The 16,488-nt window shown below is 61.1% G+C and carries 18 protein-coding genes; all 18 read right to left on the reverse strand.

The window, feature by feature from the left end:
* Positions 1–158: 158 nt before the first annotated feature.
* Positions 159–1,559 carry a hypothetical protein gene (locus tag MTP40_RS09735; protein WP_249259265.1) on the reverse strand — a complete coding sequence of 467 codons (1,401 nt, stop codon included), beginning with the start codon at positions 1,557–1,559 and terminating at the stop codon, positions 159–161.
* A 47-nt stretch (positions 1,560–1,606) separates the two neighbouring features.
* Positions 1,607–2,386 carry a hypothetical protein gene (locus MTP40_RS09740; protein ID WP_223454646.1) on the reverse strand — a complete coding sequence of 260 codons (780 nt, stop codon included), beginning with the start codon at positions 2,384–2,386 and terminating at the stop codon, positions 1,607–1,609.
* A 21-nt stretch (positions 2,387–2,407) separates the two neighbouring features.
* A complete protein-coding gene (locus tag MTP40_RS09745; protein ID WP_249259266.1) occupies positions 2,408–2,608 on the reverse strand; it encodes a hypothetical protein in 201 nt (66 codons plus the stop codon).
* 202 nt (positions 2,609–2,810) lie between these two features.
* A complete protein-coding gene (locus MTP40_RS09750; protein WP_249259267.1) occupies positions 2,811–4,751 on the reverse strand; it encodes a hypothetical protein in 1,941 nt (646 codons plus the stop codon).
* A gap of 1 nt (position 4,752) precedes the next feature.
* The gene (locus tag MTP40_RS09755; protein ID WP_249259268.1) at positions 4,753–5,145 is read right to left on the reverse strand and encodes a hypothetical protein; all 393 of its coding nucleotides are present in this window, start codon (positions 5,143–5,145) and stop codon (positions 4,753–4,755) included.
* A gap of 300 nt (positions 5,146–5,445) precedes the next feature.
* On the reverse strand, positions 5,446–5,664 hold the full coding sequence (locus MTP40_RS09760; protein ID WP_249259269.1) for a hypothetical protein: 219 nt from the start codon (positions 5,662–5,664) through the stop codon (positions 5,446–5,448).
* Between the two features lie 218 nt (positions 5,665–5,882).
* Complete coding sequence (locus tag MTP40_RS09765; RefSeq protein WP_249259270.1) at positions 5,883–6,917, reverse strand: N4-gp56 family major capsid protein; 1,035 nt, start codon at positions 6,915–6,917, stop codon at positions 5,883–5,885.
* A 98-nt stretch (positions 6,918–7,015) separates the two neighbouring features.
* Positions 7,016–8,437: a ribosomal-processing cysteine protease Prp gene (locus MTP40_RS09770; RefSeq protein ID WP_249259271.1), complete on the reverse strand. Its 1,422-nt coding sequence runs from the start codon at positions 8,435–8,437 to the stop codon at positions 7,016–7,018.
* 95 nt (positions 8,438–8,532) lie between these two features.
* Positions 8,533–10,386 carry a portal protein gene (locus MTP40_RS09775; RefSeq protein ID WP_249259272.1) on the reverse strand — a complete coding sequence of 618 codons (1,854 nt, stop codon included), beginning with the start codon at positions 10,384–10,386 and terminating at the stop codon, positions 8,533–8,535.
* A complete protein-coding gene (locus MTP40_RS09780; protein ID WP_249259273.1) occupies positions 10,383–11,837 on the reverse strand; it encodes a terminase large subunit domain-containing protein in 1,455 nt (484 codons plus the stop codon). The genes MTP40_RS09775 and MTP40_RS09780 overlap by 4 nt, the downstream gene beginning before the upstream one ends.
* Entirely contained in the window at positions 11,815–12,528 is a 714-nt protein-coding gene (locus MTP40_RS09785; protein ID WP_249259274.1) for a helix-turn-helix domain-containing protein, read from the reverse strand. Before MTP40_RS09785 ends, MTP40_RS09780 begins: the two co-directional genes overlap by 23 nt.
* A 44-nt stretch (positions 12,529–12,572) precedes the next feature.
* Positions 12,573–12,878 (reverse strand): SqdX protein, encoded by a 306-nt coding sequence (locus tag MTP40_RS09790; protein ID WP_156076029.1) that lies wholly within the window; start codon positions 12,876–12,878, stop codon positions 12,573–12,575.
* A 55-nt stretch (positions 12,879–12,933) separates the two neighbouring features.
* A complete protein-coding gene (locus MTP40_RS09795; RefSeq protein WP_249259275.1) occupies positions 12,934–13,794 on the reverse strand; it encodes a rolling circle replication-associated protein in 861 nt (286 codons plus the stop codon).
* Positions 13,795–13,995: 201 nt separating this feature from the next.
* The gene (locus MTP40_RS09800; protein ID WP_249259276.1) at positions 13,996–14,643 is read right to left on the reverse strand and encodes a hypothetical protein; all 648 of its coding nucleotides are present in this window, start codon (positions 14,641–14,643) and stop codon (positions 13,996–13,998) included.
* A 1-nt stretch (position 14,644) separates the two neighbouring features.
* Positions 14,645–15,457 carry a hypothetical protein gene (locus MTP40_RS09805; RefSeq protein ID WP_249259277.1) on the reverse strand — a complete coding sequence of 271 codons (813 nt, stop codon included), beginning with the start codon at positions 15,455–15,457 and terminating at the stop codon, positions 14,645–14,647.
* Between the two features lie 110 nt (positions 15,458–15,567).
* Complete coding sequence (locus tag MTP40_RS09810; protein ID WP_249259278.1) at positions 15,568–15,927, reverse strand: hypothetical protein; 360 nt, start codon at positions 15,925–15,927, stop codon at positions 15,568–15,570.
* On the reverse strand, positions 15,924–16,217 hold the full coding sequence (locus tag MTP40_RS09815) for a hypothetical protein (protein ID WP_249259279.1): 294 nt from the start codon (positions 16,215–16,217) through the stop codon (positions 15,924–15,926). Before MTP40_RS09815 ends, MTP40_RS09810 begins: the two co-directional genes overlap by 4 nt.
* Positions 16,218–16,219: 2 nt before the next feature.
* On the reverse strand, positions 16,220–16,486 hold the full coding sequence (locus MTP40_RS09820) for a hypothetical protein (protein ID WP_249259280.1): 267 nt from the start codon (positions 16,484–16,486) through the stop codon (positions 16,220–16,222).
* Positions 16,487–16,488 lie beyond the last annotated feature (2 nt).

Raw genomic sequence — 16,488 nt, forward strand, 5'->3', positions numbered from 1 at the left:
AGAGTTTCCCGTACTGCCAAGGGCTAACGGGTTGCGGCTGTCAGCGCTCTTGCGCTGACTGAGGGGTTCTGCCCCACCAGCAGCGGCATTGGTTTTTTTCTGAAGTTTGGCCCGCTTTTGGGCCATCTGTTCTGCTGTCCATGCCATTTTTGTTCTCCTTACCATCCCATCGCATTCCAGACCTTGGCCGCCACGTCATCATTTATGCCCATGTTGACCAGCCTGGCATAGATCGTATCCGAATCCACCCCTTCTGCACTCCACCCCTTTGCATAGCTCAGGGCATTGCTGTACGGCATTCCGGTACTCTTACCCGTGCTCCCTCCCGTGGTTCCCCCGGGCAGGGCCCACTTGTTCGGATTCGCCAGCGGGGCGATCAGCCCGCTGCCAGTTCCGGTCGCTGCTGTTGTGCCCGTGTCACCGTCCGGCAGCATTCCGGCGCTGGCCAGAATGTTCGCATAGACGCTCTTGGTCGGGTCATCATCCTTCAGGCTCTGATACTTACCCAGCGCCGTCAGCAGTTGGCTGTTTGTCCACCCGCTTCCGCTCTTGCTGGAGCCGCCGGAACTTCTCGAACTTCTGCTGCTCTTCGTAGCTGCCGCCTTTGCCAGCTGGGTCGCCAGCTGACGTTTTGCAATGGTGCCGTAAGAACCGGCTGCATTGCTGTCCAGCCCGTACATCTTCAGCAGGTTGGCCGCCGCCTCGCTGTTGCCGTTTGCCACAATGGAAGCCGCCGTGGTCAGCACGCTTGCCTGATCGTCCCGGGTCACCGGTGCGCCGGTGTAGTTGGCAAAGGCATCCTTGTTCAGGCCGTACCGGTTCAGCACATCGGCAGAAGCATCCCCGGCTCCCTGGGTGTACAGGTTGAACGCCTGCTGATAGGCGTTCAGGGCATCGCTCTGGTCGGTGCGGTTCTTGTTGTACTCCCACTGTTCCCGGGCAAAGTCGTTCTCCCACTGCTGCTGCGTGTACCCCTTGTACCCATCGTAGGCCGTCAGAGCCGCCGAGCCGATGTTCTTTACCGTGTTCCAGAGGTTGTTCCAGTAGTTGTCGTTCTCGTTCCGGGCCTGTTCGCTCTGGTTGGCAAGGAAATTCTGCCACGCCGTGTAGTTGGCAAAATTGCTGCCGTAGGCACTGCGATCCAGCGCCTCGGTGTTGGCCATGCCGGAAAGGGCACTCAGCAGGTCGTTCTGCTGTTTCTGGTATTCGCTCAGTGCCTGGCCTCTCAGGCCGGGTACCGCATTGTCAATGCCGCTCAGCGCCTGCTGCTGGCCCTGCTTTGCCACGCTGTCGGCGTAGCTGCTGCCATACCCACCCGCCAGCATCGCCGCGTTGGCCTGGGCGTTCTCCGCGCTGGCGGCAGCATTGGCCTGGGCCTGGGCGCGGTACTGCTGGTAGGCTTTGCTGCCGGTGTCCCAGTCGAACCCGCTGCCGATCTGCCCGGTCAGGCTGTCCATTGCGTCCTTGTTCCGGCTCACATAGTCCGCCGGGCGGTTGGCGTTCCATTCCCGCTCTTCCTGTTCCGCCTGGTTCTTTCTCCGTAAGGTATCAAATAACATAAAGTTCCCTTCTTTCTGTCCTCTGTCGCAGGGCCCCACACCGGTCTTCAGAGCAAGCCACCCGTCATCATCTTCACGATAAGCGGCCCGGCGAGCTGTGCACCGATCCGCAATACGTTCCCCCAGAAGTTGGTGTTGTTCGCATCCTTCTTCTGGTTGGCCCCCACCGCGTTGGCATACTCGGTCTGAGCACTGTTCAGCTGGCCATAGTAATTGTTCAGGCGGGTGTTGTAAGCATCCTGCGCCAGCTTTTCCTGCTGCTGCAAAGAGCTCAGCCGGTTGCCCAGGTCACTCTTTTTGGTGGCATATTCGTTGTAAGCCTGGTTGTATAAGCTGTCTGCCACGTCCGAAAGCCCGTTCATGGTGCTCTGGTAGGCCGTCTGCCCGCTGGAAGTGCCCCAGCTGTTGCCGTAGCCGCCGCTGCGGGCCGAAGCGTTGGCGGCAGCGTTCTCGCTGGCCAGCTCCGCACCCCGGGTGTACTGGTTCTTGTACTGCTGGTAAGCTGCGTCCTTGGTGTAGTCGTAAGAAAAGCCGTCCCGGTTCATCTTGTCCAGCTGGCTCTGCGTGCCGCTGATCTGGCTGCCGTACTCGCTCTGATACTCCCCGGGCTTCTGTCCTTTGATGTAATCCAAATTGTTCTTTGCCGTGGTCACCCGGTCATTGCTCTGGGCGTACTGGTAGCTGTTGGAACCGTTCTTTCTGGTTCCAAACACGCCGGTGCCCGCATTCTTTTCGCTGTTGCCGGTAATGCCGTCATACACATCCCCTACCATCAGCCCCACATTGTGGCCCGGGATCAGGTACTCCCACCATTCTCCTCTTGCCATCTTCTCACTGTCTCCTTTCGTTTACTCCACCTTCAGCCCCATGGCGGTCAGCTTGTCCCGCATGGTGTCGCTGAAATTCGTCTCGTCCAGGTTCTGCATCATGTACATCATCTGGTCCCGCAGCTGCATCAGGTAGTTGTTGATGCTCCGCCTGTCCTCCGGGGCCATGTTGTCACTCAGTTTCGGCATGGCGATCTCGCCAAGCCTCGTAATATCTGCCATTTGTTCACGTTCCTTTCTGTCTCACGGTCAGGCCGTCCTTCGTCCAACCCCCCAGTCGCCTGCGGCGACAGCCCCCGCTAATAGGGGGGCCCTTGGCATGGCATAAAGCTCTGCCTCTTTGCCAAGGCCGCCCCTATTAGGGGCGGTGGCATTGCGAAGCAATGACGGTGGGGTTTAACTCCAGCCGCTCCCCGTAAGAGATCTATCGTTTCGGTTCCCCTCCGGCCACCCGGTTGCCCCGGCTCTCTGCCATGCTGAACGCAATGCTCCGCACCGCGATCTGCCCGGTGCCCTTGATCCGCAGCCGCATGGTGTCGTGCCGCTCCGGCACAAAGGGCAGGTTGACCCGGGTGTATTTGTTCAGAACAGCTGCCTGGCCCAGCGTCTCCCAGGCCCCGCCCTCATAGCTGGCCTGCAGCTCCACAACGCTGTACGTCAGGGCATCCACCCGCAGAAACACCCGGTTGATGTACTTGTCCGCCGGGATGTTCAGTCCAATGTCGCCGCTCACAGCCTCAAAGCCCACCTTCTGTTCCAGATTCGCCTTTGCCGTGTCGGTGTCCCGGTCGGCCTCCCGTTCCGGTTCGGTGGCCCACAGGTTTACGCCGTCCCATTGGTAGAGCTGCCGCCCCGTGGAGCACATCGCCCAGCCGGAAGCATTCTCTTCCGCCGCCGTGTCCTCCTCGTGCCAGAGCCGCCGTTCGGTGTCGTAGACCAGCAGCCGGGTCTCGTTCCGGCCCGGCACCCGCAGATGCAGGTAATACCGGGTGTCCAGCACACCGCCCACCGCACCGCGCACGTTCATCAGCCAGGTGTTGTCCAGTCCGCCGCTGATCTTCACCGGCAGGCTGCCGTCCCAGGCCATCACGCCGTCGGGGGAAAGGTAGTACAGCACCTCTGCCAGCACACACATGCTCTTGCTGGCCTGCTTGGCCACGCCCCGGCACTGCACGCTCACCAGCTGATAGTCTGCCGGGCGGCTGCCGTAGAGCTTGTGCAGGCAGTTCTCCTTGAAGAACAGCACATAGCCCATGCAGGTGGCCGCACCGGTAAAGGGGCCGTCACTGCCCACGTTCACGGCGTAGCTGTCCGAAGCAATGCCCCGGTAGCTGTACCAGTTGGTGGGGTCGCCCAGCTTGCAGCTGTAGATCACGTTCTCCTCGCTGTTGCAGCCCCATACCCGGTTTGCGTTCTCGGTCACATATTCCAGCCGGGGCACCCGCCGCCTGGCGGTAATGGTGGTGCCGCCCGCTGTGGCGCTCTCGCTGCCGTTCATGCTCTTCCAGGTGGTACCACCCGCCGTCACGGTAAAGCTGCCGTAATAGCGTGCGCTCTCGGTCTTTGGGCTGCCGGTCAGCACAATGCTGTCCCCGTCCATCTGCTCAATGGTCACCTCACCGTTCACGCCCTCGGCCAGATATTCTTCCACCAGCCCGGGCACCTGCTCCACCGTAATGGTATCCCCCTTCTTGAAGCCCGCAGCGGCCAGCCCGGGCAGGGTCATCTTCACGCTGTTCAAAAGGATCTCCGCCCACTTGCCGCTCTTGGCATCGTACTGTTCCAGCACGTTCACATAGGCCCACTTGCTGGAAGAGGAGTTCTGTTTCAGAAACAGCGTCCCGTCCGCCGGGCCAGAAGGTTCCGTGGTGCCCACGCTGCTCACGGTGTAGGTCTTGCCGCCCGCGTCGCATGGGGCAATGGTCACCGTGCCGGTCTGGCTCCATGCGGCGCTCAGGGCTTCCAGCTTTCCGGTGGCCGTGTCAAAGCTCTTGGCATCCGGCCAGATCAGGATCTTCGTGCCCATGCCGATCATAATTTTCTCGCTGTCCGTCACGGCGTTTTCCAGCACGATCTCCCCGCCCGCAGCCGCAGTGGCCACGTCGTCCTCGCTGTCCTCGGTGTAGCGCAGGGTGGTACCCTCGCACAGCAGCAGGCCGTTCAGGTGGTACATCCCGTTGCAGCGGCCCATGGCCCGCATGGTGCGCCGGGGTGTCCGGGTCTGCAGTGCGGGGTATCCCCGGCTGGAAAAGTTCTTCATCTCGGTAAATTCTGCCTCGGCGCAGGCATAGCTTTCGTTCAGGCCGCCAAAGGCCGTCTGGATGCTCTTCCCCGTCGAGATGCTGTATAAACTCGGCAGTGCCATCTCAGTACCTCCACTTCGTGGCCATCCTGGGCAGGTAGGTGTGCCTGCACCAGGCTGCAAACTCCTGCTGGTTCTCGTTGACCAGCTGCATCTCGTTGGCATAGCGGTCGGTCTCGCCCAGGGCCGCGTCCATCTGGGCCGCCAGATAGTGGGCATAGTAGCTGTCGTAGGGCTCCGGCAGCAGCAGCTCCGCGTCCTGCCGCAAAAGTTCCTGCTCCCGGTCGTATAAAATATCCGCACCCACGGCATCAAAATCGGTGGTGTCGCTCTTGTCCACCACGCTCTTTCTCAACCCCGCATCCGCCTGCCGCAGCCATAAGATCTTCAGCTCGCGGTCAAACCCGTTGTTGGGCCGCAGCTTGTCAGCCGTTTCGATTGCTTTTCCTACTGTCACGCTTATCCCATCCTTTCACATCTGCAACCCGGGTTGCGGCTCCCAGCGTCCACTTCGCACAAAGCTTTGTGCTCGTGTCCTGCTGGCCGCGGCCCCAACAACTCCTCCCTGTTTCCGTCACTGGCGGCGGTCGTCGTCGTTTCAATTGCCTTTCCTACTGTCATAAAAGACCTCCAAACAAATAACCCCCGGCACAGCGTGTGCCGCCGGGCCGGGGGGATACATCTAAGCAGGGCTCCCCCTTCGGGGGAGCTGTAAGCAGCTCCGGCCATGCCGGACTGCGCACTGAGAGGGTTAAACTTACGCCTTATTCGCCAGCTCTTCCATGCGGGCAGCGGTCTGGTCGTCCTGTTCCTGGCTGTGGCGGATGACCTCCGCCACCTCCGGGGGCACCTCAATGTTCTTGCCGCGCTGCAGCTGGTAGTTCACACCATTCACGCTCACGAACAGGTCGCCCTTGTACTTCCCGCTGTCCGAAAACAGCCGGATCGTCTCAGTCTTTTTCTTTGCTTCTGCCATATCCATCAACCTTTCCCGTAACTTATTTCAAATCGGCGCAGAGCAAAAATGCGGTTAAGAGATCTTCGCGTGTATGCGCGAATCTCCAGCATTTTTGCTTGGAGCCTTCTTCTTCGGGGTTACTAGGGGCGAGCAGCCCCTAGTTCGTGCCTCCCGCGCTTCGAAAGTAGCGGGTGCTTTTCTGGTTCTCTTTTGGCACGCAAAAGAGAATAACCCTTTTAGTTTGCCTCAGCCGTTGCACTGTACCGTGCGCTGCAGCTCTCAATGCGCACCATGTACTGCTCCACCAGGCGCTCAGCGGTCTTGTGTGCCTTCCAGCCCACAGATGCGCGCTGGTTCAGGGGGTCGTCACCGTAGCCCAGCTGCTTCACGATGTGCTCCAGGCCGCCGCCCTCGATCTCGGTGGAACCGTAGGCGTGGGCACCCAGGATCAGGGTGCTGAACACGGCCAGACCCGTCGGGCAGCCGGTGCCCTTCCAGATCTTTGCCTCGCTGGTCTCCACAAAGCGCACACCGTGCAGCGTGCCGATCTCGCCGTTGTAGATCTCGTCCGGCTGGGCGTACTTGTGCACATCGATCCAGTCCGGGTCGCGGCGCAGGTCATAGGCCACATAAGGGTGGATGATGCCCACAAAGCTGGTGCCGATGGGGTCAGCGTTCATGGCCTTCAGCTGGGTGGCCGCGCGGGCGATCAGGTCGCTGGTCAGCTGGCAGGTCGCGTCCAGGGTAGCGCGGCTGGTCACAGCGGTCTCTGCGCCGCCCTCGCCGATCTTGGGTGCATAGATCACGTTGGTGCCGCCCGCCAGCACATCACGCACGATGGTGTCCAGGGTGCGGCCCGCCTGGCTGGCAATGATCTTGGTTGCCTGCACGATGTTGTTGTCAATGGCAGTCAGCTGCAGCGTGTCGGTAATGGGTACCCAGCCGCCGTACTGCTTGACTTCAGCGGTAACGGTGGAAACGTTCATGGTCTGGCCGTCCGGGGTCACACCCTCGGTCAGCGGAGTGGTGGCCTTGGGCAGGCTGTCATACTTGCGGAACTCAATGTTTTTGCCGCCGTTGGCCGGAATGGGATACGGGTCGCCGAACTGGTCATGCACCAGGGCAGGCTCTGCCTGGTCGATCAGGCGCTTCTCGTAAAAGGTTTTCATCTCGGCACTCATGCCGGATGCGCCGGTGGTGTTCTGGTTCTGGGTGCTGGCCGTTGCAAACATCTGCAGATCCAGCTTCAGGTTCTTGGTTCTGTTGTTCATAGCTTCCTCCTAAAATTTATTTTCCTCTACTCACGGCTCCCCTAGTAGGGGAGCTCCGGCATCTGCGCCGCCGTAGGCGGACAGTGCCGGTGAGAGGTTTACAGTGTAATAACTTCACCCCGCATGGCCCGCCTCTCCATCTCTTCCATTTCCTTGCGGCTCATGTGGGATACGTCGATCTTGGTCTGCACCGCGCCGCCGGGGCGGGTGCCATTCTCGCCGGGCCGGGCATTGCGCTGCTGCATCCGGGTCACCACACCCTGCTCCACCTGCCGGGCCGTGGCGGCCTGCTGCTGTTTCAGGATGTGATCAAAGTAGGCGCTGCGGTAGGCGTTTGTCATGGAAACGCCCGACCGCATCATCTTCTCCACCTCCGGGTTCGCCAGCACCTCAGCCATGTTGAAGTCGGGATACTGGGCTTTCAGCTGCTCCGCTTCCCGGTCCCATCCGGCCTGCAGCTCGGCAATGCGGGCCTGCTGGACACGCTGACGCTCCATCTGCTGGATCATCTGCTGCTGTTCGGTCAGGTGCTTGTTCTGGCTTTCCAGCTTGTCCAGCTCCCGGGCCGTCCTGGTGGAAACACCCTTCTCCATGGCCAGCTTCTCGTAGTAGGCATCGTCCTTCACCGCGCCGTTCCGCACAGCCTCGGTCAGGGCCACCAGATCGTTGGCATCCGTGCCGTACTTTTCCTGCAGCGCCTGCATCAGACCCTTCATGGCCGGGCTTGCTTCCAGCCGCCGGGTCGCTTCGGTCACGGCGTTCTGCATCAGCTCCTCGGTCAGGTCGGCATACTCTCCGCGCAGCAGCTCACCAAAGGCTTTCCGCCGCTCCTCCGGGCTCTTGGTCTTGCCTTCGCCCTTCTCCTCGCCGTCCTTGCCCTCGGCTTCGTTCTGGTTCTCTTCCGCTTCCTCGTCCAGCTCAGACTTTTCCTCACTGCCAAGGGCTCCCCCCTCGGGGGAGCTGGCGGCGCTCTGCGCCGACTGAGAGGGTGAGCCCTCTTCCCGGCTGCTCCGCTTCAGCACCCCGCTCCGCCGGGCCAGCCGCTCTTCTGCCGGCCGCAGGGCGGGCAGCTCAATGGCATTGCCTTCCCCGTTCGCTGCCCCTGCAGATGCGTTGGCTCTCCCGTTGGGAGAGCTGTCCGCGCCAGCGGACTGAGAGGTTCCGTCCCCGCCCGCAGCACCACCGTCTGCAAACATCTGCAGATCAATGGCATCTGCCTTGTCTGCGTGCATGTTGATGTACCGCACATGCTCCGGGTAGGCATCCGCCAGCAGGATCAGACCGTCTGTCACCAGCTCAAATTTTGCCAGGCTGTCAGTGCCCTGCTTTGCCTGTACCACCATCAGGTTCCGGTCATCGGCACAGGTCACGGTCCCGCTGTCCAGACTGTAGGCCAGCGTCTGCATCAGCGCGCTCACGGCAGCACATACAATGTCCTGCCCCTTGGGTGCAAACTCCGCGTGCCCCTCGGCCCGCAGGAACATCATGTCTCCCATCTCGTTGTAAGTGATCTGGATCATTCTATCGCTCCTTCCAAAATTTCCTCTAAGCAGGGCTCCCCTTTCGGGGGAGCTGCAAGCAACTGCGTCGTCAGACGCATTGCGCGCTGAGAGGGTCACTTATTCGGATTATTCACGTTCATGGCCCGCTGTGCCGCCTGGGTGGCCAGGCTGTTGCCTCCGCCGCCCACCACAGCCCCCAGGCCGTTGGTCGCTGTCTTTGCGGTGGTCTGTCTGCCGCTGCTGCCGCCCGTGGTTCCTGCCGCCTGTGCAGCGGCCCCGGCCATGGCGCTCATGTTGGTGCCGTTCTGCTGGTCAATGATGGCGCTCAGCTTCTGCAGCTGCTCCATGGCCTGCTGCAGCTGGGTGTACAGGGTACCGTTCTGCTGCACCCGTTCCCGCACCTTTTCGATGCCCTCAAAGTCCATCATGTCCAGCACCGCCAGCGCCGCGTCAGCGTTGGCCGGGGCAAACAGCCCCATCTGGTAGCACTCCTTTGCCGTCTCGTTCTGGGAAAGGCGGCTGAAGGTGCTCTTCTTGGCAGCCGATACCGTAATGTCAAACACCGGTTCATGGCTTCCCAGCTCCACCCCGCCGATCATCTCAACCGGCTGGGGCTGCAGCATTGCCCCGGAGAACTGCACATACTCCGGCTGGCCGCTGTCACCGGTAATGCGGTAGACCCGGCTCTCGTCGTAGAACTGCCGCATCAGGTCGATGATAAAATAGCACTCCTTTGCAAAGGCCCGGTAAGCGCTTTTCAGCATATCCCGGGAGAGCTTCGAGCCAGCCTCCTGCAGCGCCGCAATGGCAGAAGCCGCAGTCAAGCCGCTGGTGGTGCCGCCCTGGGAAACATCCCGGTTGCCGCTGATCTCCTTCAGCTCCGCCACTCTCGCGTCCCGGTAGGTGATCAGGTTGCCCGCCAGCCCCGCTGTCTGTAAGGGCCGCAGGGTCTCGTCCGTCACCCGCCCCGCTGCGTGGACGATGTCCTTGCCAAAATCGGCCAGCTCCTTCTCGTTGATGCCCGCACCGTCCTGGATGATGTACCGTGCCTTGGCCGAAAGCTTCACGTTCTCGTCCATGGCTGCGTTCATCTCGTCAATGGCGGTCTGGGTGTCCTTCATCACGTCGATGTACCCAAAGCCCGCCGGGCTGTCCTCTTCCACGAACAGGGTGTCGAACACAAAGGGGTACTTGCCGTGGTCGTAGAATCCCCGGTCAGCAAGGGCCGGGTCGTTCTCGCTGGCGTAGAGCACCACACCGTTGCAGAACTTGCAGTAGTGCAGCAGAGGCGGGCCGTCCTCCCGGGCCTTTTTGTAGTACCAGTCCACCACCACGCTCTTGTCCGAGGTGTCAATGCTCTGGTCGTGGATGTACTTTGCCACTTCCAGCGTGCTGCCGGTGTGGCCTTCCAGCTGGGGGTACTGGGCCTTCAGCTGTTCGTTGTCGGCCACCGCCAGGCTGAACAGGTTGGGGCTGTCCTGGATGTCCATCACGCCGGGCTCCCAGTACATCATCAGCAGATCCATGCTCTTGATGGAGATGTCTCCCACGCCGTTCCTTAACCCCGGGTCCCAGAAGATGCCCTTCACGCCGGTGCCCTGCTTGAGCTTGCGCCACCAGGTGTCGCTGTACACCTGCTCGTATTCTGCCTGTTCCAGCAGCACCGGCAGGATCTTGGAAAGCACCTTGGCGGTCTGTTCGTCGTCCGCTGCCCGGGGCAGCACGTTGGGTTCCGGGTAATTGTCCATGGCATCCGCGTGCTTGTTGGCAATGCTGTTGAACAGCCACCCGCTGGAAGGCTTGGGCTTGCCCTCCATCATCTCGTTTTTGTAGTTGGCCCAGTGCTGCATCCGGAACCACAGCTCGTTGTCCACGATCCGCTTGTCCAGCGCCGCCTTGCCGGTCTTGTATCTCTGTAACAGCGCCGTGGCCTTCGCCACCTGCTCTGTGCCGATCACGTCGGTCATACTCTAAAAAACCTCGCTTTCTTTCCCAGCTCCAGCGGGTCATCCGGCATGGGCTGCACCGGCTCTGTCCGGGGCGGGCTGAGGGGATTCTCCATCAGCACATACCGGCACTCATCGTAGATGTGATCCTCCTGGTCGGTGTCAATGTCCTCCACGTTGCTCTCGCTGTATACCAGGTTCGGGATGGTGCGGATAAAGTGCTTGCAGGTGTTGAACACCTGCAGCATGGGCCGCCCGTCCGCCTGGAACGCCAGCCGGTAGTGGAACTGCATCTTGCCCGCCAGCCGGGTGTGGTCGCCGGGTGCCCAGTGCAAAAAGTTCGGGCTCTTCTCCTGCATCATGGCAATGCTCTCGCCCTGGCTCTCGTTGAAGATGGCCGGATCGGCCACGCCCAGAATGGTGCGGCCCCGGAGCATGGGGTCGTTCTCTTCTGCTTCCCGGATCATCCTCGCCTGCTTCACAGGGTCAGCTTTGATGCCCTCGTTGGGGGTCCCGGTGCAGCCGTACAGCTCCCGGATGCGGTAAAGCCTGCCCTCTTCGTCCGCCGCATACCACCCCACGGAAAAGGGCTTCGAGTAGCCGAAATCGTACCCCCGCCAGATCTTCCAGTGTCCCGGGATGCGGAACGGGCGGATCACATGTGTCCACCGCTGGTCGTCGTAGTGGGCCGGGTCGTTCTTCCACTCGGTGAACACCTGCCCGGTAAAGCTGTCCCAGTCGCCGTAGAGCAGGGCTTTCTTCTCCGCTTCCGGCAGCGCAGCCAGCGTGCCCAGGTATCCCGGGTCATTTTCCAGCAGGGCCGCGTTGTCAAACACGGTGCTGGGGATAAAGATGCGGGTCCGCCGCTGCACGATCTCCCGTCCGTCCGGGGCCCTGGCCTTTACCATCTGCACCATCCGGGTGCCGGGCGGGGCCGGGCTGACGAACCTTGCCTTCACCCATCCGTGGCCGATGCCGCCGGGGTTGGCCGTGGCCCGGGTGTAGACCCGGGTATCGGGGCCGTTGGGTCGGTTTCGGCTCAGCAGGTAGCTGTACTCTTCCCAGGTGAAATGGGTCAGCTCGTCAAAGCCGATAAAGTCGTAGGCCTGGCCCTGGTAGTTGTACTTGTCCTGGGCGTGGTTCATGCTTCCAAAATAGATCTTTGCTCCGCTGGGGAAGGTCCAGCAGTGGGTGCTGCTGTTGTACCGGGCTTTTGGGAAAACCGGCTTATAATACCGCATGGTCTTGTCAATGAGCTCCCGCAGCTGGGGAAACGTCTTTCGGATGATGAGCCCCCGGTAGTGTGGGATCTCCACCTGCCGCAGGGCCTCGATCACCAGCGCGTCGCTCTTGCCGCCGCCTGCGGCCCCGCCATACAGCACTTCGTTCTCGGTGCGCTGCATAAACCGCACCTGGGCGGGCTGCGGCGACCAGATCACCGGTCTGCCGTCACGCATCCTCTGTGCCGCCATCCACTTCCACCTCCTGCTGGCCGTCCGTCTCACTGGCTGCCGCGATCTCTACCATCGGCGGACCACTCTCGCTGTCGGTGTTCTCCGCCGGGGCCATGGCAGCAGCCTTTTCGGCCACTTCCATCAGCACCTTTGCCACACCGGCCGCGTTCTTGTCGCTCATCACCCGGCCCTCGTACCGTTCTAGCTCGGCATTTAACAGGTCCCGCTCGTCCTCGTAGAGCCGCAAGTTCCGGGTTCCGGCTCCTCCATACACCACAAGCCCGGTCTCGGTGGCATCCGCCAGCTCCTCCGGGTCATCCTTCAGCAGGGTGCCCACGGCAAAGGCCCTGGCCCGGGTGTCCTCGTCCAAACGCCGGTGCAGCCTCTCCGTGATCTGCGCCGCCCGCTGGCTCTCAGCGGCCCGGCCCTGCAAAAAGGTCACCTGTGCCCGCACACCCAGGCTTGCCCGGATGGCGATCTCCCGCGCGGCTTCCTGCCGGGCCTTTGCAAAGGCATCACTGCGGCCTGCCTCCTCGCTCATCCAGCTGCGGATGGTGCTCTCCGGCACGCCGTACTTCTTCGCCACAGCGCAGATGGAGTTGGAGCCCAGCATGGCCATTACCACCTCTGCCCGGAACGCCTCCGGGTATTTCTTTCCCCGTTGTTTTCCCTTCACGGTATTCTTGCAGTACGCCCGCTTCTTTGCCAACTCTCTCACCTGCCTTTGCAAATAGCCTATCACGTCTCGCCCGCTCAAAATACCCCGGACATTTGCCCGCCGGGCAGCAGCCCTGCATCCGCTGCACACACTGCCACGGTGCTCAGGGCTTCCAGCTCTTTGGTGTAGTAGGTCGTTCGCCCCACATACAGCCGGGCGATCACCTTTTCCTCGGGCAGACCTTGCAGGTAGCGCAGCCGCAGCAGCTGGGCGCATACCGGGTCATTGCGGTCGTACCAGGCCAGCACCGCCCCGATCACCTGCGCCCAGGCAGCACAAACAGACCCCTCGCCATATCGGCGCAGAGCCTGCCGGGTCGCTTTCTTCTGCTCTTTTGTCACCGCCCCACCTTCTTTTCGCATGGGTATAACGCGCAAAATACCGGTGTTTTATCTGTCAGGTGCGAACTTTCGCAAAGGCATGTCCCACCTTCTGCTTCACCATCACCACATAGCACCGCAGGTCATCCGCATCCCAGCCCTCTTTCTCGCATCCGGGGCTCTCCGGTTCCGGTACCACGCAGCGCACGAATTTCCAGCCCGGGTATTTCTGCTCCCACCAATATGCACTGTCCTTGCAGTCCGTGCAGCCTTTGCGTAGCTGCTTCCGGCTCCATCTGGTGTCATTGGGTACCAGCTCCACCGGCTGGATCAGGCTTCTGCTCTCGTACCAGCGCAACTGCCCGTGCTTCTCGAAGTAGGTGATCAGGTCATCCAGCCGGTTCTGCAGGTTCAGCCGATCAGCGTTAGCTGTACCCAAAAGCTCATAGCTGCCGTCCGGTTGGCGTGCGGACCATTTGTCCTCAAGCAGCTGCCGAAAGTCTGCATTCTGTCGCATAGTCAGCCCTGGGCACTCGATCAGCAGGTGATGGTGGTAGCGTTCGCTTTTTCGTCCGCAGCCGGTCAGCCCCATGTATCGCAGGGCAAAGCCCGGGCCAAAGGCAGCTAAAATTGCCGTTTTTAGTCGGCGTATGTAGTTCCGCAGATCTTTTTCGGCTTGTTCCATGCTTTCCGGCAGGTATTCTTCCGCATAGGTCAGGGTCAGGTAGAACCCCAGCACCGTGAAATTGGCGTTTGCTTTCTGCACCCTCCGCCGGTGGGCGTGCTGGGCATTCCGCCGCTTCTGCCGTTCACTGCTGGGCCTGCACTTCTTCCTGCGCTTGGCCTGGTGTTCCTCCGGGGTAATGGCATACAGGTCTACCTCCATGTAACTCTCCCCACACAGGGTTCTCTTCTCTCTGGTGTAGGTATTCCGCATCCCGGTGCCCTCCTGCTGGCTTTCACTTTCTGCTGATATTCTCTTTCCAGTGACCCCACCGTCACAGAAATAACGGGTATACTAGCTCCCCAAAGAGGGCCCTTCCCCCTCTTTCTTTATAAAGGTATTATGAAACGTAACGGATACGGTGGACGTGTCAGGTCCATCGTATCCGTTGCTCTTCATAATAGATTAAGGTGTTTAAGGCGTGGCTGGCTTTCCTTTTTCCGCCCAGTAGCAGTAGGTCAGCTCCGGCTTTCCAATTTTTTGGGCCTTCTCGTTGTAGATCATCAGGTCGTGCACATCGTAGGCCAGGGCGCTGGGGTCGATCACGCCGCCAATTGGCTTGCGCTTCACCTTTGCTGGCTGATCCGGCAGCTTCATGGGGTGCCGGATCCGTTTCTGGCACAGCTCCATCTCCATCCGCGTAACGCCGCCGGGCTTGTACACGCCGCCCCGCTTGCGGTAGCACTCGTGCACCGTGCCTTCGCTGCCAAACAGTCCCTTTTCCTTCAGCTCTGCCGCCGTGCCCTTGCCCAGCAGGGTGCCGTCCGCACCGTAGCAGCTGTACACCCGCACCATCCGGGTCTCGGCCCGCTCGTCCGCGCTCAGGCCTTCTGCCCGGGCCCTCTCCACCCGGTCGTCCTTGGTGCTCTTCCGCTCCATCTTCCACCGGTAGTTCTTCGGGCTGGGGTTCTTGCATTTTTCCAGATTATTCCAAACGCTGCTCAGCTTGTTCACATCGGGAAAATATCCCTGCTCCACCAGCTCCACGCTGGTGCCCTTGGCCACCACCTCGCCGGTGTCCCAGTCCATCAGGGTGTATACCCATCTGCATCCACTCTGCATCTTATCGTCCTCCTTGATCCTTGGCTCCCATATCAGGGGAGCTCTGCAATGCGCTGGCATAGCCAGACCGCAGCGGTGAGAGGTTGCTTCCGGTAGCCGCTGCCATGGCATCCGCACATTTCTGCCGAACACTCTCTTCGTTCAGCACATTCAGGCTCTGGCGGCAGGCCTTGCGGCCCGCTGCCATCATCACGGTCCGCTTCAGAAACTCCGCTTCCTGCTCCTTGTAGCTTCGGCTCAGGGTCTGCACTGTCTTTTCATCGTCCACGTTCTCCACCACGATGTCCTCAGTCTGCAAGGCATCGCAGGCGCAGCGCCGCAGCTTTTCCATGGCCACGTCCAGCCCGTCCGTCTTTCCCCACTCATTCAACTGCTCATAGTTGTGGCGCATCTCTGCATACAGCCTGTTCAGCCGGTCTGCTCCAAACCCCAACTCCTGCACACAGGCCAGCGCCATCAGCTGCCAGGCCATGGTCGCTGCCCGGTCGCCCACCATTTTCAGCTGCTGCTCCCGCCGGGTGCGGGGTGTCCGCAACGCAGGCACCCGGAATTCCGTCGGCACGCCCTTGGGGATTGCCTCCGCCCGCATCCGCCGGGCCTTCTCCGTCTGGGGCATCCCGTTCTTGTCCGGCTGCATCACCACAGCCAGGCTCTGGCTGCCCAGCAGCTCCTTCCGTCTGGTGATCCGGTCAAGCCGGGTGCGGCCCAGCCCCCACAGCTCATGTAAGGCGATCTGCCCGCACCAGCAGGTCAGCTGCACCACGCTGTCCTGGGTCAGGTCCATCTCCGCCGAAAGGCTCATCTTTGTTTTCATGGTAACTTCTCCGTTCTTCATATTCCCCGCACGCCCGGTTCCGGCCCCCACAGCTCAGGCACCGGCTCCGGGTGATCTCAAACACATGTACACACTGGGTGCCGTCCATCTCACGGCTCCCCGGTCTCTGCCATCATGGCGGTCAGGTCGCCCAGCATCCCGCTCACCGTGCGGGAAAGAACGTTGATTGCATCCTCCTGCAGGTCGCCGGGTAGGGCCCGCACCGCAAAGCCCGCGTTCACCATCTCGTCCTTCAACCGGGTGTTGATCCGGCTCACCTCGGCCCAGAGCTTTGCCTCGTCCGGGGTCATCTTCCGCCGCCCGGGCCGCACAACGCCCTTGATCATGGCCGTCAGCTCGTGGAACTCCTCGTCGGTCAGGCTCCTGTCGTTCCCGGCCTCGGCAATAGCCCGTGCCCGATCACTTGGTGTCCCGGTAATCAAAATGTTCTTGTACTCTTCCAGCGTCATTTCTGTTCCCCCGCATTCATACCGTTCAGCGCGGCAATAAATTTTGCTTCTTTGCCGCTGTACCCTTCGGTCACCTTAAAGCCTTCCGTATCCATCAGCATGTCTTTGATCAGCCTTGCCGCTTCATCGGCAAACTCCTGGCTGGCAGAAATCGGGCCGCACAATCTCCGGGCCGTTCCCACAAAACACCGGGCAGCGCACATCAGTACCTCTTCCAGTTCCTCGTGCTCAGCTTCCATATCCAGAATCATCTGACCCTTGACCGTCTTTTTAATTTCAATCCGTACCATCCTTACCCCGCCTTTCTGCCGCAGACGGCCTTCTTCACCGTGTTCTCCGGCACCTTGTGGATCTTCTGCGGCTCCTTCCGCTGCTCCACCACCAGGCCCAGCCCGGCCAGCGCCAGGGCTGCACACCCCAGCACAATGGCCAGCAGCGTGTAGCCCAGCATTGCCCAGCCGTTGGCCGCGTTCTCAATGGCCCCGCCGCAGCCTGCTGCAGCCAGTCCCAGCACAATGGCACCGGCGCTCAGCACGCTGCCCGTGATCTTCTTTTTCATTT

Source organism: Faecalibacterium sp. IP-3-29, from assembly GCF_023347335.1.
GTDB classification, from domain to species: domain Bacteria; phylum Bacillota; class Clostridia; order Oscillospirales; family Ruminococcaceae; genus Faecalibacterium; species Faecalibacterium duncaniae.

What these genes read in the sequence shown, in the direction of transcription:
- MTP40_RS09735 (WP_249259265.1), bottom strand. Translation starts at nt 1,559, where the DNA reads ATGTTATTTGATACCTTACGGAGAAAGAACCAGGCGGAACAGGAAGAG.
- MTP40_RS09740 (WP_223454646.1), bottom strand. Translation starts at nt 2,386, where the DNA reads ATGGCAAGAGGAGAATGGTGGGAGTACCTGATCCCGGGCCACAATGTG.
- MTP40_RS09745 (WP_249259266.1), bottom strand. Translation starts at nt 2,608, where the DNA reads ATGGCAGATATTACGAGGCTTGGCGAGATCGCCATGCCGAAACTGAGT.
- MTP40_RS09750 (WP_249259267.1), bottom strand. Translation starts at nt 4,751, where the DNA reads ATGGCACTGCCGAGTTTATACAGCATCTCGACGGGGAAGAGCATCCAG.
- MTP40_RS09760 (WP_249259269.1), bottom strand. Translation starts at nt 5,664, where the DNA reads ATGGCAGAAGCAAAGAAAAAGACTGAGACGATCCGGCTGTTTTCGGAC.
- MTP40_RS09765 (WP_249259270.1), bottom strand. Translation starts at nt 6,917, where the DNA reads ATGAACAACAGAACCAAGAACCTGAAGCTGGATCTGCAGATGTTTGCA.
- MTP40_RS09770 (WP_249259271.1), bottom strand. Translation starts at nt 8,437, where the DNA reads ATGATCCAGATCACTTACAACGAGATGGGAGACATGATGTTCCTGCGG.
- MTP40_RS09775 (WP_249259272.1), bottom strand. Translation starts at nt 10,386, where the DNA reads ATGACCGACGTGATCGGCACAGAGCAGGTGGCGAAGGCCACGGCGCTG.
- MTP40_RS09780 (WP_249259273.1), bottom strand. Translation starts at nt 11,837, where the DNA reads ATGGCGGCACAGAGGATGCGTGACGGCAGACCGGTGATCTGGTCGCCG.
- MTP40_RS09795 (WP_249259275.1), bottom strand. Translation starts at nt 13,794, where the DNA reads ATGCGGAATACCTACACCAGAGAGAAGAGAACCCTGTGTGGGGAGAGT.
- MTP40_RS09800 (WP_249259276.1), bottom strand. Translation starts at nt 14,643, where the DNA reads ATGCAGAGTGGATGCAGATGGGTATACACCCTGATGGACTGGGACACC.
- MTP40_RS09805 (WP_249259277.1), bottom strand. Translation starts at nt 15,457, where the DNA reads ATGAAAACAAAGATGAGCCTTTCGGCGGAGATGGACCTGACCCAGGAC.
- MTP40_RS09810 (WP_249259278.1), bottom strand. Translation starts at nt 15,927, where the DNA reads ATGACGCTGGAAGAGTACAAGAACATTTTGATTACCGGGACACCAAGT.
- MTP40_RS09815 (WP_249259279.1), bottom strand. Translation starts at nt 16,217, where the DNA reads ATGGTACGGATTGAAATTAAAAAGACGGTCAAGGGTCAGATGATTCTG.
- MTP40_RS09820 (WP_249259280.1), bottom strand. Translation starts at nt 16,486, where the DNA reads ATGAAAAAGAAGATCACGGGCAGCGTGCTGAGCGCCGGTGCCATTGTG.